This is a genomic window from Cohnella sp. GCM10020058, assembly GCF_042683485.1.
In the GTDB taxonomy this organism is placed as follows: Bacteria; Bacillota; Bacilli; order Paenibacillales; family Paenibacillaceae; genus Cohnella.
Genome location: NZ_JBHUJV010000007.1, coordinates 354,310 through 368,755 on the forward strand (window position 1 = coordinate 354,310; position 14,446 = coordinate 368,755).

Below are 14,446 nucleotides of genomic sequence, written 5' to 3' on the forward strand. Positions count from 1 at the left end.
GCCCCCCTGTCCTCCATCGTATCGTCTATCCGTCTAACTTGCCGCCTTGCGGAATCCGGCCGCTTGGGCATCCGCCTCGCTGCAGAACCATTGTTCGGGCTTGGTGCGATCGTAGCTCTTGCCGCCGGGTTCATGGTAGATCTTGTCCCCTTTGGAATTGATGTTGCCTTTAATCTGAGGCGATTCGCACGCTGCGACAGGCGCTTCCGCGCCGTCCTCTTCCTCATCGGACTGCTGCGCCTGCACGGACGGCGTCGGCTTGCCTTGGCTCGACGAATCGTCCTGGGCGATGGCAACCGACAGCGTCTCGTATCCGTCGCGATCGTTCCAGGCGCGCTCGAACGCTTCCTCGAACGATGCGGCCGCTGCCGCGTCGCGCAGCACGACCAGCATCTCGTCGTTCGTCGTGCTCGCCGCCTTGGAATAGTTGAACGAGCCCGTGGTCGCCACTTGTCCGTCGGCTACGGTCATTTTCAGATGCATCAATCCGCTGTGGCTGTTGATCTTGATCGGGATGCCCGCGCTTCCGAGCAGCTTGAGCGCTTCTTTCTGCGTCTTGCCCGATGACTGGATCCGATCCGTCAGCAGCCGCACGGCAACGCCACGTCGATGGGCGTCGCGGATGGCCGCGACGATATCCGGGTAGGTCAGGCTGTAGATGGCGACGTCAAGCGTCTCTTTGGCACCTTGAATGACGCCGATCAACAGCTTTTCCGGATGCTGATCGTCTTGCGTGAACGCCCATTGCACATTCCCCTCGCCTATAGCAGACGACGACGCAGTCGATGAAGATACCCCGCATCCGCCGACAGGCAGCAGCAGCATAGCCGCGAGAAGGACGCAAACTCCCTTTTTCATGCTGTCTTTTCCCCGCTTCCCGCTCCTGACTATTCCAATTGTATGTCAGACGGGCATCTCGGGCAATACGCGTTACGGCTTCTTTTTCCAAGGCGATCGGAATACAAGGCCCTTACGTACCGCCGACCTGGAAGGGCGCATAATTACTGTAATAATTTGCAAACTATATCGCATGAAAAACACGAGCTCCCAAACCCGGTATCCGCTCCTTCGCATCAGCTTGCTTGGCATTACCTACGCGTCCTTCCCTCGGCCTCTCATGGTTGCTTGGTGGTCGGCGGCTTTTCCCGGCTTCGGTCACTTCATCATCAATCAGTATGCGCGCGGCGTCCTGCTTACGCTGACGGAGATGCTGATCAACAAGCTATCCGGGCTGAACGATGCGATCGTATATACGTTTTGCGGACGATTCGGCGACGCCACGGCCGTACTCGACGCCGACTGGGCGTTCGGCTATGCGACTATTTATTTGTTTGCCATCTGGGACAGCTATCGAAACGCCAGGTATCAGGGCCGCCTGCGTTCGTTATCGGCCGCCGATCAACCCGTGCGCCGCATGCTGATTCATCCGGTCGAGGTCCATTATATGGAGCGGAAAAAGCCGCTCACCGGCATCTATTACTCGCTGCTGTTCCCCGGGCTTGGACAGCTGTATAATCAGCGATTCTGCCTGGCTTTTTACCTCATGTTCTGGTGGTGGGTCTATATCGGGACGTCCCATGCGATTGCGGCCGGAATCGAGCTGCTGTACGGCTCAGTCGCCCGTTCGACCGAAATGCTGTCGCAGCACTGGTTCATGTTCATGCCTTCCGTGCTTGGGGGTGCCGCGTACCATGCGTACCGGGGGACGATCGAGCAGAACCAGCTGTTCCGCATCGAACAGCGAGCTTACTTAAACAAAACGTACGACAAGGCGAATATCGCGATATTTCCGGAGTCGGGGTGAGAGGATGCTGTTGATCGGATGCTTCGCCCATACGCTCGAGCTGGAGCAGGCGCTCGCCGACATCGAGCAGAGCGGGATCGACCGCAGGCATATTCTGGCCGTGGGAATGAATCTGCGCGCGGAATCTGCAGCCGAAGCCAGTCAGAGCGACGCCATCGAGATGGGAGCCGCATGGGCGACGGGAATGGCCGTCGTCGGCGTAGCCGCAGGCTTCGGACTTGCGTGGGGACCGATCGTCTGGGGAATCGTCGGTGCGATCGTCGGCTTCGCCGCGGGCTTCTGCCTGCAGCGGGTATGGCTGCGAGGTCCCGCCCGATCCGGTACCACGACGCCGGCGCCTGAAGTGACGGTCATCGTCCAATGCCCCGCCGGCATGTCCGACGCCGTCCGCTTCGTCATGTACCGCCGCGGCGCGTTATCGGTCGGCGAGAGCGGCGCTTGATTGTCGTCGAATCCGGACATTCGACCGTCTCCTCCCATACGTTTCGCCACGAAAAGCAGAAGCCGCTTCCAGCGTTATGCCGGTCTATAAGTCCGGAAAACGTAGGAAAGCGGCGTGTGCTTCACATCGATTATTCTGATGTAATTATAGCCGTGAAACGACTCACTTGTTTATGATGGCTCGAACATGCCTGCTAACCCCTTAGCCCTCCACGTAAACCCGGATCGCCTCCGCGAACGCTTCGCCGTACTTCTCGAGCTTGGCGTCGCCGACGCCTTTGACGCGGCGCATCTCGTGCTCCGACGTCGGACGAAGCGCGCACATCTCCCGCAGCGTGGCGTCGCCGAAGATGATGAACGGCGGCACGCCCTCGCGCGTCGCGAGCGACTTGCGGACTTCCCGCAGCCGTTCGAACAGCTCGGCGTCGGCCGGCGGCACGGCCGACACACCGCCAGAGCGCGAACGGCTGCTCGTCCGCCCGCCGCTCTGCTGCGGTTCGATCCGCTGGAACACCTGCTCGCCCTGGCTCATGACGCCGCGGACTTTGGCCGCCAGCTGCACGACCGGGTACTGGCTGTCCGTCAGCTTGAGATAGCCGTCGGCGACGAGCCCATGGATCAGCTGCACGATTTCCTTTTCCGATAGACTCGCCAGCCTGCCATACCAAGGCAAACTATCGAAACCGAATTGCCGCACCTTGGCGTCGCTCGCACCGCGCAGCACCTTCGCCGTCAGCGTAATGCCAAATCGCTGCTTCATCGCGGAGACGCAGGCGAACACCAGCTTTGCCTGGTCGGTGACGTCGCGCAGCTCGCGCTCGTCGGTGCAACTGCTGCACCTCCCGCACGGCTCGCCGCCGTCCTCGCCGAAGTATCGCACGATCGCGCGCTGCAGACAATCCGACGTATGCGCATATTCCACCATATCGTTCAGCAGCCGATAATCGTTCCGTTTGCGCTCGTCTTCCGCTTCGCTCCGCTCGATAAAAAACTTCTGCGTCACGACGTCCTGCGCGGAGAACAGCATCACGCACTCGCCCGGCTCGCCGTCGCGCCCCGCGCGTCCGGCCTCCTGGTAATAGGCCTCCAGGTTTTTCGGCATATTGAAGTGCACGACGTAACGGACGTTGGACTTGTCGATGCCCATGCCGAACGCGTTGGTCGCCACGATCAGCTGCAGATCGTCGCGGATAAACGCCTCCTGGGTCCGCGCGCGCTCCTCTTCCGGCAGGCCCGCATGATACATGCCGGCCGGAAGCCCCAGCGAGGTCAGAAATCCGGACAGTCCTTCGACCTCCCGCCGCGTTGCCGCATAGATAATACCCGACTGTCCTGCGCGCTCCCGGATGTAACGGACGAGATAGTCCCGCTTGTCCGCGTTTTTGACGACCGAGAGGGACAGATTCTCCCGCGCGTAGCCCGTCGTGACGCGGGCCGGCGAAGCCAGCTGGAGCCGATCGACGATGTCGTCCTTGACGACGTCGGTCGCCGTCGCCGTGAAGGCCGCCATCACCGGGCGCGGCTGGATGTCCTGCAGCATGCGGGAGATGCCCATGTAGCTCGGACGGAAGTCATGCCCCCACTGCGAGACGCAGTGCGCCTCGTCGACGGCGACGAGCGGCACCTTGATGTGGCGCAGCATGCCGCGGAACCGCTCCGACTCGAGCCGCTCCGGCGCGACGTACACGAGCTTGTAGTGACCGTAATAAATGTCGCGCAGCCGATCGTTGGTTTCCTTGGCCGAAAGCGTGCTGTTAATGAGCGTCGCCTCAATGCCCGCCGCGTTCAAGGCGTCCACCTGGTCCTTCATGAGCGAGATCAGCGGCGATACGACGATCGTCACGCCGGGCATCAGGAGCGCGGGCACCTGATAACAGATCGACTTGCCCGCGCCGGTCGGCATGACGCCAAGTGCGTCCCGGCCGCTTAGAATCGCTTCGATCAGCTCCTCCTGTCCCCGCCGGAACGCGTCGTAGCCGAAGAAGCGCTTCAGCACGCTGCGCGCCTCCCCCATGGACCGGTCGATGTCCTTGTCTATCGTGTCAGGCATTTAGGTTCCTCCTCGTATTTCCGCGCGGCAGCCTGCAGAGATATACTCAGCCTCCGCAAAAAGCTTCTTCCGTACCTCACTGCAGTCGTTCATCCCCGGATCACATGCCGCCAGACCAGAACCGGTGCTCGCTGATAAGCTCTGCCGCTATGTCAGGTAAGGCGACAGCTCTCCCGTATAATAAATGTGCAGTACGTGCAGCGCGCGCGTACTCACTGTGTAGAGCAGCTTGCGGTGCCGCTCCTGCCCGTATCGCTCCGCCGAAGCGTCCCATACGAGGACGGCGTCGAACTCGATGCCCTTGGACAAATAGGAAGGCAGCACCGAGACGCCCTTCGGCAGGTTCGCCGAGCCGCCACTCACAAGCGTCACCGGCACGTCCTCGCCAAGCTGCTCCTTCAGCAGCGAGCCGGCGTCGCCGGCCTCCTGCGCCGTCTTCGCGATGACGCCGATCGTAGCGTGGCCTGCTGCGAGCAGCGCCGTCACGTCCGCCGCCGCCAGCTCCGCCAGCTGCGCACCGTCGCGACAACGAATCAGCCGGGGCTCCTCGCCCTCGCGGTTAAACGGACGGATCCCTTCCGCATCCTCGGGCCGCAATATCCGCTTGGACAGCTCGACGATCGGCTTCGTGGACCGGTAGCTCGTCGTGAGCCGCCATACCGCCGTGTCGGACGGATCGGCGAGACGCGTCCAGCCTCCGAAGCCGCCGCTGTCCTCGGCCTGCGCGTAGATCGCCTGGTTGAAGTCTCCCAGCACCGTTAGCCGTGCACGGGGGAACCGCCTGCGCAGGTAAGCTGCCTGGAACGGCGAATAGTCCTGCGCCTCGTCGACGAACAGATGCTTCACCTCGCCCTCGACCTTACGGAATCCCTCGAGCGCCTCCATCAGATACAGCAGCGGCGTCGCATCCTCGTGGTCCAGCTCCTTGCGTCCGAGCTTGTCCTCGACGCGCTGCGCCATCCACTCCCAACCCTCGGCCAGGCGCCCGTCCGGCGCGCATGCGGCGAACAACGAGCGGCTGACGAACAACTGACGGTAAGTCTCGGGCGCGTCCATGAACCGGAAGCCCTTGACCGCCCGGCGCAGCGGCCCGATCGCATTCTCGGCGGCTTGCCGCAGCAAGAGCTCCGTCATCTTATCCTCGTCGTCGAACGCGCCCTCGTGGAATCCGCCCTGGCGCCTCACACGCACGTAAGCCCGCTGAATATCTTCTTCCTCCATCAGCTCGGCGGCTTGTTCGACCCAAGGCTCCTTGAGTTGGTTGTCCACCCATGCCGTCAGTCGTCCGTTCAGCCATCTGCGCAGCTTGGCCAGCCGGTCGCCGAAGCTGTCCTCGCCATACTCGCCGTAAAATTGCCTGCTCATCTCTTCGGCGGACACGATCGTATCGCCCTTGAAGCGGAGCTGCCGGAAGATGACGCCCTCCCGCTTGAGGCGGTCCAGATATGCCCCGACCGTCTCGAAGAAATGCTCCGAGCCCTTGTATCGCACCGCGCGCGCGCGGGCCTCGCCCTCGGGCGTGCCCTCCGTCGCGGCCAAGTCTTCGGTCTGCGCGAACAAGTCCTCCGCGTCGAACCGCCTGCCGAGCCGCGCCTCGATCAGCTCGCGGAACGTCATCTGGCGCATGTTGGCTTCGCCCAGATCCGGCAGGACGCGAGAGATATAGCCCTTGAATACCGGGTTCGGCGAAAAAAGCACGATCTGCTCGGCCGTGAGACTGTCCCGGTAACGATAGAGTAAATAAGCGACGCGCTGCAAAGCGGCCGAAGTCTTGCCGCTGCCGGCCGCGCCCTGCACGACAATCAGGCGATGACGCTCGTCGCGGATGATCCGGTTCTGCTCCTTCTGGATGGTGGCGACGATGCTCTTCATCGCCGTATCGGACTTTTCGGATAGTACTGCCTGCAGGATGTCGTCGCCGATCGTCTCGTCCGTGTCGAACATATGCCGCAGCCGGCCGCCGCGGATGACGAACTGGCGCTTGAGCGTCAGCTCTCCCGCGATCTCTCCGCCCGGCGTATCATAGGACGCTGGACCCGGCTCGTGATCGTAGAACAGGCTCGAGACCGGCGCGCGCCAGTCATAAATATAGAACGTCTCTCCGTCATCGCCGACGAGAGACGCTCTTCCGATATAAATGATCTCCGGCTCCGCAGTCTCCCCCGCGGCGCCTCCGCCCACGCCGCCCGCCGCCGGATCCGTCTTTTCCGCAAAATCGATCCGTGCGAAATAAGGATTGTCATGCTGATGCGCCAGCCGCTCGGCGGCCTCCGAAGCGACTCTGTGGCTCCGCTCGCGCTCGGCTAGCAGCTCGGCCTGCTGCACGATGCTGCTCCACGTCTCTCCGAGCTCCGTCTCGTCGGAAAAGTTGATCGCCAGATCGTCCCAGAACTCCTGGCGAATGCCGACGACGTCTCCCCGCCGCTCGCCCTGTACGGACATTTCCTTCAGCAGCTTGCGGTCAATGATCCTGATCACCTCGGCGAGGCGCTCGGTCTCGCCGGTCCGTGCATCCGTCCGTTCCTGCTCAGACACCTGTCTTCTCCTCCGCATCGCATTCGTTTCGTTTACGTTATCCACCTGTTGTAACACGACCTTAAGTCCCGTGCAAGTAAGCCTATTCGCGAAAAAAATGCAAATCGCACGAACGGCGGACCGTCGTGCGATTCAAGCCTTGGAACGCTTGGTCTCCTCGAGATTGCGCCGGCACAGGCCGAGCAGGTCCCGCTTCATGCCGCGTTGCGGCACGGTGATCCGCACGGCCGGCTGGCCCCGCCTCCGCAGCGCCGCGCGCAGCAAGCGGACGTCGCCGATCTCGCTCGCGATGATCTCGTCGGGACGCGACAGCGTCTTGTACCGCTCCATCAAGAAGCGGTCGCAAGCGGCCGCTCCCTCCTCTCCGCGCGACCAGGGAATGCACTCGAGGCGGTGCAGCATCCCCTCGTGGAATTGTGCGATGCAGACGTCCGATTCGCCGAAGTAGACGGCCTCCTGCGTGCCGTCCGTCTCCGTATCGACGATCTGCCGCTCGGGCGTGCGCTCGAGGATCCGGATATGGCGCAGCATATGCTCGGCCTTCTCGAACGCGAGCCGCTCCGCGTACGCCTCCATCTGACGGTACATCGCGCCGACCAGCCGCTCGCCGCCGCCGGCCAGCAGCTTGGCCGCCGCGCGCGCCGTCTCGCGGTATTCCTCGTGCGAGATATGGCCCGCGCACACCCCGCTGCACTTGCCGAGGTGATATTCGAGACACGCCCGCTTGGGAAGCGTGACGCAGGTGCGGAGCTTGTAATGCTCCGTCACGAAGGCGATGACCGCCTCGCGGAACCGGCTGCTGATAAACGGCCCGAACCGCTCGGCGGACAGATCCTCCGCCGCGGGAGGGAAGGCCGGCTCCGGTCGCTTGAGCGGGTGCGCCTCCGCGTCCCGTACGGCCGCTTCCCGTCCTTCCGCGCCGGACGCCGCCTCTTCGCGCGCAAGGCGAAGCTCGCGCTCCGCCGCGCCTCCGAAGCTCCGCGCGGACGCCGCCTCGCCGGTCTCTTCGCGCACCGCGCGCCGGTCGCGATAATGCGCGATCAATCTCGGCAAGGGCTCACGGGTCAGCTGCAAGTACGCGTATCCGCTGTTGTCCTTTTTCAGCGCGCGATTATACGGGGGCTTGTGGATCTTGATGAGATTGTTCTCGAGAATCAGGCTCTCGTGCTCGTTGTTCACCACGATGACGGCAATCTCTGCGATCTCCGCGGTCAGGGCGGGAATCCGTCTGCGCTTGTCGGCACCGTTAAAATAGGCGCGCAGCCTGTCCCGTATGCACTTGGACTTGCCGACATACAGAATCCTGCCTTCGTTATTCTTCATGATGTATACGCCCGGCTGCTCCGGGTATCTGGCGGGTTCGAATAAGAATGCGGGCAATTTAGGCTTCCTCCCGAACATACATTCTAGCTACTAGTCTAGCAAGTCGAACGGTTTAACGCAATTACGTAAAAATCCCGATTATTTCCTTAAAAAAGTGAACCGGGCGCTCCGTTCGCTTGTCTATATGCCGAGGTGATCAGTCGTGGACAAAGAAGACCTGGCACACCGGGTCAACCCGGACCAGGCCATGTTAGGGGAGCTCATGGACCGGTACGGGCAGGACGTATGGAACTACGCCTATTTCCTCGTCAAGCATCGTGCGATGGCCGACGATATCGCCCAGGATACATTTATTCAGGCGTACCGCCATTTCTCTGGATTCCGGCAAGAAGCATCGGTAAAAACCTGGCTGCTGCGGATCGCGCGCAACGTCAGCTTCAATTACCGCAACGCCGCCTTTTTTCGCAAAGCGCTGCTGATGGACATCGTGTCCCCGCGGCATCCCGGAAGCTCCGCCGAGCAGGATTATATGGTGCGCGAGGCGGCGAGCGAGATCTGGCGGTGCGTGTTGGATCTGCCCGTGAAGCTGCGGGAAACGCTGGTGCTGCATGCCAAATACGAGCTGTCCGTCGCGGAGATCGCCGACCTGCAGCGGATTCCTGAAGGTACCGTCAAGTCGCGTCTATTTGCTGCGCGGCGACGCATGGCGTTTTTATTAAAGGAGGAGTACGAAAATGATCCAGCCTACTGATCCGAGATGGTACGAACAATTGAAGGGCGAACCGCTGCGGGAACGCCATTTTACGGAATCGCTAACCGAGCGGATTAAGGAGCGGGCGATGATGCCCGAAAGCAGCGGACCCAACTATCGCCGCGTCGTGGCTGCGAGTCTGACTGCCGCGGTCGTCGCATCGTGCGCGATCTTTTATGCGGGGCTATCCGATTCTCAGACACATGCAATCTTGGACAAACCCGAATCGGGCGAAATCACTTCGGCCATTGGCATCGGAGGGCCGATCGGAATCAAGTTCGGCCCTGCTATCTCAAACGACGGACGTACAGAGGCGGAGGCATACGATGAAGATCACCGCCGCGACCTGACTTGGATTCAGTCAGGCGAGCATGCAAAGCTCCAGTTCTGGTCGGTTCGTTACGAGGATGACGCCTACAAATTCGGCGCCGATTACTACGACAAGGGAGGAAGTTCCGAAGAATGGAATCTGCGCGCTTCCGCCAACTTTACGGACACTGTAAAAGAGTATCGTCTCTCAAAATCCGGATTGTCCGCGCACACCTTCGATCTCGAAGGGTTTACCGTGATAGCGGGTCAAATGGCCGACGACATCTCGTCCGTTAGCCTTGTGAAAGGCGACGGGGCGGTGACGAACGCCGATATTACGCAAAACGCGGACGGCCTTTTTTGGTTCGCGATCGTGGACGGCAGCCCGAACAATTATAAGCTGCAGACGCTTGATAAGGACGGAGAACTGCATACGGTTGCACTGCCCTCGAAGTAGCAGCCCCCGTCTTCACGCCGCTCCAGCACAACCTAGTCAAGCCGCGCCTCCTCCCCGCATATACATGAGTATTCATGTCATGCCAATCCGAGGGGGAAACGCGCCCATGTCCCATATCGAATATCAACGCCAACTGGAGTTGGCCATCGAAGAAATCACGGAGATCGCCCAGGGCTTCGGGCTCGACTTCTACCCGATGCGCTACGAGATTTGCCCGTCCGACATCATCTACACGTTCGGGGCGTACGGCATGCCTACGCGCTTCAGCCACTGGAGCTTCGGCAAAACCTTCAATAAAATGAAGCTGCAATACGACCTGGGACTCAGCAAAATTTACGAACTCGTCATCAACTCGAACCCCTGCTACGCCTTCCTGCTCGACGGCAACTCGCTCATCCAGAACAAGCTGATCGTGGCGCATGTGCTTGCGCACTGCGATTTTTTCAAAAACAACGCCCGCTTCTCCACTTCCAATCGCGACATGGTCGAGAGCATGTCCGCCACAGCCGAGCGGATCAGCCAGTACGAGCTTGAGTACGGCAGCGAAGAAGTCGAGAAGTTCCTCGACGCCGTGCTGGCGATTCAGGAACACGTAGAGCCCGGCATCGTGCGCCCGCAAGGCCTCGATAAACGCCGTTATATGGAAGCGCAGCAGCGAGACCAAAAGCTCGGTCGCAAGCCCGCGCCGACTTCTGCTTACGACGATATCTGGCTGCTGGACGACGAGGAGCGTGCTGAGCGGCTGCGGATTCAGGACCATAAGCCCGAGCTGCGCAAGTTTCCGCCGGAGCCGGAGAAGGATATTCTCTGGTTCATTCAGGAATACGCGCCTTTTATGGAAGACTGGCAGCGGGACATTCTGTCCATGCTTCGCGACGAGATGCTGTACTTCTGGCCGCAGATCGAGACCAAGATCATGAACGAGGGCTGGGCCACCTTCTGGCATCAGCGCATCATACGCGAGCTGAACCTCGATTCCGAGGAGACGATCGAATACGCCAAGCTGAACGCCTCGGTCGTCCAGCCGTCCCGCAGCTCGCTGAACCCCTACTACCTGGGGCTCAAGATGTTCGAGGATATCGAGAAGCGGTTCGGCCGCGAGGCGATGTTCGAGGTGCGCGAGCTCGATTCGGACCCCTCGTTCATCCGCAACTACTTGACGAAGGAACTGACGGAGGACCTGGATCTTTACGTGTTCGAGAAAAAAGGCGCGGACTGGACGATCACCGACAAGGAGTGGGAAAACGTCCGGGATCAGCTCGTGTATTCGAGGGTAAACGGCGGGTTTCCGTATCTGGTCGTGACCGAAGGCGATTTCCACCGCAATGGCGAGCTGTACGTCAGCCACCGGTACGAAGGCGTCGAGCTGGACGCCAAGTATACCGAACGCACGCTTCCCTATATGGCGAGACTCTGGGGCAAGCCCGTCCATCTTGAATCGGTCGTCGACGGCAAGCCGGTGCTCTACACGTGCGACGGCGGCAAGACGACGCGCAAAAACCTGTAAGGACGCACCGAATTCGGATGATCGTGCGTAGAACGGCGGCGTTTGGTTTAACTTACTCCTAGATACTTTCGAAGGAGTGATGCGCCATGACGCCAACTAACCAAACGCCCAGCCCGACCGAGACGCCGACGCGTCCGTCTCATGTCCCGCCGCAGCATCAGGATCAGCAGCCCGGCATTCAGAGCGACATGTATCCGGCCCCCGAGGTCGAATCTCCGACGTACAAAGCGGCGGGCAAACTGCTCGGGAAGGTCGCGCTCATCACGGGCGGAGACAGCGGGATCGGCCGCTCGGTCGCCATTACGTTCGCCAAGGAAGGCGCCGATGTCGCGATTCTTTACCTCAGCGAGTACACCGACGCGCGCGAGACGCAGCGCGAAGTGGAGGCCGAGGGCCGCAAGTGCATCATCCTGGACGGCGACGTCGGCGATCCTGCCTTTTGCAAGCAGGCCGTCGAGCAGACGGTGTCCCAGCTCGGCAAGCTCGACATTCTCGTGAACAACGCCGCCGAGCAGCATCCGCAGAAGACGATCGAGGACATTACGCCGGAGCAGTTGGAAAAAACCTTCCGCACGAACGTCTTCGGCATGTTTTACCTGACGCAGTCGGCGATGCCGCACTTGAAAAAAGGCGCCGCGATCATCAACACGACGTCCATCACCGCCTACCGGGGCAGCCCGGAGCTGCTCGACTACAGCTCGACCAAGGGCGCGATCGTCGCCTTCACCCGTTCCCTGTCGGGCAATGTCGTGGACAAGGGCATCCGCGTCAACGCCGTCGCGCCGGGACCGATCTGGACGCCGCTCATCCCTTCGACCTTCGACGAGCAAAAGGTGGCGAAGTTCGGCACCGACAGCCCGATGAAGCGGCCGGGACAACCCGACGAGCTCGCGCCGGCCTACGTGTACCTCGCGTGCGAGGACTCCTCGTACGTGACGGGCCAAGTGCTGCACGTCAATGGCGGCACGGTGATCAACGGTTAAATTTCAAGACATAAACCGTCAGGGACATCGATCCCCCCTGCGATAGCCGGATTGAAGCCAAGGTACAGTTCCTGGAATCCTACACGGACTGTACCTTTTGCTTTTCTTTCATTAAGAATACACTCCGCGATCGATAGTGCCTCTCCGACAGTACTTTTATCGCTCACAGCAGTCCGCGTTTTCCGCAACCGCAGACGATCAGAAAACGACCTCGTACTCCACGCCAGGCTCGTCCAGCTCAAGCTCGAACGTATCGACGCCCGTCGCGCGCAACGCGCCGCGGCCGACCGAAGGCCGGCGCGGACTCGAGAAGCACACCACGCCGGTTCCGGCGGGGATGGACACCCTGATCTTCTCCGCGTCCCTATACACCTGCACCTCGCCTGCCGGCGTCGGCACGCTGCCCTTGATCCAAGCGAGACCGCCGAGCCCCGGCTTGATGCGAACCCGCGCATAGCCCGGCGCCTCCGGCGTCACGCCAAGGTAATACTTGCCCAGCAAATAGATCGGGCTCGCGCCCCAGGCATGGCACAAGCTTTTGCCGTACGGCCTGTCGTACATGGCATACTGCGCGGGCACCCCGACGTCCGGATCGTATTCTTCCCAGAACGTCGTCGCACCGAGATCCAGCATGCCGCCCCAGTAGCGCAGCATTTCCCGCCGGACCGCGTCGAGCTCATCCAACTCGCACAGCGCCGCCAGCTCGTAGAACCGCATGTACGGCGTCTTGATCCCGGGCACCCGCGGGTTCGCGAGCACCGTCTCCTTCACGCGCGTTCGCGCCGTGGGATCCAGCAGTCCGTACAGCACCGCGAACATGGTCGGATGCTTCGTCACGAGCGGATCGATCTCGCCGTTCGCGCGGCGATGAACGAAGGCGCCTCGCGCCTCGTCCCAGAAAACGTCGCGCAAGTCCCGGCGCAGCCGTTCGGCGCGCGCGGCGTACCCGGCGGCCGCCTCTCCGTCGTCGAACAGCGACGCGAACCGGGCCATCGTCTCCAGGCTCAGGCAGAAGAGGAGCTGCTCGAAGGCGAGCTCGCCTTCCTTTTCCATATCCGCCCAATCCACGAACACCCAATCGTCCGGCTGCCCCTCCAGCATCCCGTTGTCGTTGGCCCGCGAGATCACGAACGCCATATAGCTCTTCATCTTTTCGTAATTCCGCCTGACGAAGCCCAGATCGCCCGTATACCGGTAGTAGTCCTCCAAGCCGAGGAACCAGTAGAGCGAATAGTCCAGAATCGTGTTCATATGCTCCTCGACCGGGTCCTTGCCCCTCAGCGCGACGATCGTCCGCCTCGTCGTCTCCAGATCGAAAAACGAATAATAGTTCATCAGATAGCTCTGGTACGCGTCGCCCGACCATACCCAGCGGTCCCGTTTGATGCCGTCGAGAAACAACTCGCGCGTATTTAAATGGAACGTATACAAACTCGTCCGGTAAATATCGTTCAGGCGCGCGTCGTCGCACTCGAACGATCCTCTGTACGTCACCGGCGAATATTCGTAGAGCATGTCGACCGTCCCGATCCGCACGTCTCCTTCGGGAATCGCGCAGACATACCGGAAGGCGCGCGAGCGGCCGGCCGTCAGCGGCTCCGCGCCGCCGCCGAGAACGGCGACGATATCGATCGTCTCGCCGAACGCCTCGTCGCGCGCCTCCTCCTCGGACTCGCCGTACTGAAGCCGGATCGTCCCTTCTCCCTCCAGCCCGTGCAGGCGGACGTAGCCGAACGTCTCCTTGCCGAAGTCCGCGAACAGCGTGCGCCCTTCCTGCCGGATCCATGCCGGCGCGGCAGCCTCCGTCGCCAGGCGAAAGCGCGACGGGGGCTTCCGGAAATCCGTAAATTCGCCGCAGCCCGCCTCCACGTATCCTGCGGCCATCCGATGGCTGACCGTCCAGCCGCCGTCCGAGCGAATGCCATTCCCCGATACGTACAGTGACGGGAAGGCGACCGTATTCGCCACCTCCGCGACGATCAGATGCTTGCCCGCGGGCAGCGCGACCGTCAGATCTCCGGCGTCGACCGCCGCGATTCGGCCGTCGACCGTGAGCCGCAGCGAGCCGTCGGCCGCGAACACCGCCCGCTCCGCCCGCTCCAGCTCGATCTCCTTGCGGAAGCGGACGACCGCATACGGCGCGTCCACCCGCCAGATCGGCGGGGTCGCGACCAGCCGTTCGTCCCGGCGGAGCTCGACCTCCCGCCGCAGCCAGATCTCGAAGTCGCCCGGATACCAGATCCAGGCGGCAGACTTTTCCTTCACGCTCATTTTCGTTCCTCCTGC

Annotated in this window: 11 protein-coding genes; 6 read left to right on the forward strand and 5 right to left on the reverse strand. The window is 61.6% G+C overall.

Annotated elements, in window-relative coordinates; genetic code table 11:
* Positions 1-33 precede the first annotated feature (33 nt).
* Complete coding sequence (locus ACFSR7_RS11740; RefSeq protein WP_378161658.1) at positions 34-858, reverse strand: phospholipase D-like domain-containing protein; 825 nt, start codon at positions 856-858, stop codon at positions 34-36.
* 172 nt (positions 859-1,030) lie between these two features.
* Between ACFSR7_RS11740 and ACFSR7_RS11745 the strand changes: the two genes are divergently transcribed.
* A complete protein-coding gene (locus ACFSR7_RS11745) occupies positions 1,031-1,804 on the forward strand; it encodes a hypothetical protein (protein WP_378161660.1) in 774 nt (257 codons plus the stop codon).
* 4 nt (positions 1,805-1,808) lie between these two features.
* The gene (locus tag ACFSR7_RS11750) at positions 1,809-2,246 is read left to right on the forward strand and encodes a hypothetical protein (protein WP_378161662.1); all 438 of its coding nucleotides are present in this window, start codon (positions 1,809-1,811) and stop codon (positions 2,244-2,246) included.
* A gap of 201 nt (positions 2,247-2,447) precedes the next feature.
* Here ACFSR7_RS11750 and recQ read toward each other — a convergent pair whose 3' ends face one another.
* The 3 genes from recQ to ACFSR7_RS11765 form a co-directional block, all read right to left on the reverse strand.
* Positions 2,448-4,295 carry a DNA helicase RecQ gene (recQ, locus tag ACFSR7_RS11755; protein WP_378161664.1) on the reverse strand — a complete coding sequence of 616 codons (1,848 nt, stop codon included), beginning with the start codon at positions 4,293-4,295 and terminating at the stop codon, positions 2,448-2,450.
* Between the two features lie 147 nt (positions 4,296-4,442).
* A complete protein-coding gene (gene helD, locus ACFSR7_RS11760) occupies positions 4,443-6,830 on the reverse strand; it encodes an RNA polymerase recycling motor HelD (protein WP_378161666.1) in 2,388 nt (795 codons plus the stop codon).
* Between the two features lie 132 nt (positions 6,831-6,962).
* Complete coding sequence (locus ACFSR7_RS11765; protein ID WP_378161668.1) at positions 6,963-8,210, reverse strand: GIY-YIG nuclease family protein; 1,248 nt, start codon at positions 8,208-8,210, stop codon at positions 6,963-6,965.
* 145 nt (positions 8,211-8,355) lie between these two features.
* Between ACFSR7_RS11765 and ACFSR7_RS11770 the strand changes: the two genes are divergently transcribed.
* The 4 genes from ACFSR7_RS11770 to ACFSR7_RS11785 all read left to right on the forward strand — a co-directional run bounded on the left by ACFSR7_RS11770 (position 8,356) and on the right by ACFSR7_RS11785 (position 12,160).
* A complete protein-coding gene (locus tag ACFSR7_RS11770; protein WP_378161670.1) occupies positions 8,356-8,904 on the forward strand; it encodes an RNA polymerase sigma factor in 549 nt (182 codons plus the stop codon).
* A complete protein-coding gene (locus ACFSR7_RS11775) occupies positions 8,888-9,670 on the forward strand; it encodes a hypothetical protein (RefSeq protein ID WP_378161672.1) in 783 nt (260 codons plus the stop codon). Before ACFSR7_RS11770 ends, ACFSR7_RS11775 begins: the two co-directional genes overlap by 17 nt.
* Positions 9,671-9,776: 106 nt before the next feature.
* Complete coding sequence (locus tag ACFSR7_RS11780) at positions 9,777-11,177, forward strand: SpoVR family protein (RefSeq protein ID WP_378161674.1); 1,401 nt, start codon at positions 9,777-9,779, stop codon at positions 11,175-11,177.
* A gap of 86 nt (positions 11,178-11,263) precedes the next feature.
* Positions 11,264-12,160: an SDR family oxidoreductase gene (locus ACFSR7_RS11785; protein WP_378161675.1), complete on the forward strand. Its 897-nt coding sequence runs from the start codon at positions 11,264-11,266 to the stop codon at positions 12,158-12,160.
* A gap of 198 nt (positions 12,161-12,358) precedes the next feature.
* Here the strand turns inward: ACFSR7_RS11785 and ACFSR7_RS11790 are convergent, their stop codons facing one another.
* Positions 12,359-14,431: an alpha-L-rhamnosidase-related protein gene (locus ACFSR7_RS11790; RefSeq protein ID WP_378161677.1), complete on the reverse strand. Its 2,073-nt coding sequence runs from the start codon at positions 14,429-14,431 to the stop codon at positions 12,359-12,361.
* Positions 14,432-14,446: the final 15 nt, after the last annotated feature.

Excerpts from the sequence above, each read along its gene's own strand:
- ACFSR7_RS11775 (WP_378161672.1), top strand. The coding sequence starts at position 8,888 with ATGATCCAGCCTACTGATCCGAGATGGTACGAACAATTGAAGGGCGAA.
- ACFSR7_RS11740 (WP_378161658.1), bottom strand. The coding sequence starts at position 858 with ATGAAAAAGGGAGTTTGCGTCCTTCTCGCGGCTATGCTGCTGCTGCCT.
- ACFSR7_RS11790 (WP_378161677.1), bottom strand. The coding sequence starts at position 14,431 with ATGAGCGTGAAGGAAAAGTCTGCCGCCTGGATCTGGTATCCGGGCGAC.
- ACFSR7_RS11780 (WP_378161674.1), top strand. The coding sequence starts at position 9,777 with ATGTCCCATATCGAATATCAACGCCAACTGGAGTTGGCCATCGAAGAA.
- ACFSR7_RS11745 (WP_378161660.1), top strand. The coding sequence starts at position 1,031 with ATGAAAAACACGAGCTCCCAAACCCGGTATCCGCTCCTTCGCATCAGC.
- ACFSR7_RS11750 (WP_378161662.1), top strand. The coding sequence starts at position 1,809 with ATGCTGTTGATCGGATGCTTCGCCCATACGCTCGAGCTGGAGCAGGCG.
- recQ (WP_378161664.1), bottom strand. The coding sequence starts at position 4,295 with ATGCCTGACACGATAGACAAGGACATCGACCGGTCCATGGGGGAGGCG.
- ACFSR7_RS11785 (WP_378161675.1), top strand. The coding sequence starts at position 11,264 with ATGACGCCAACTAACCAAACGCCCAGCCCGACCGAGACGCCGACGCGT.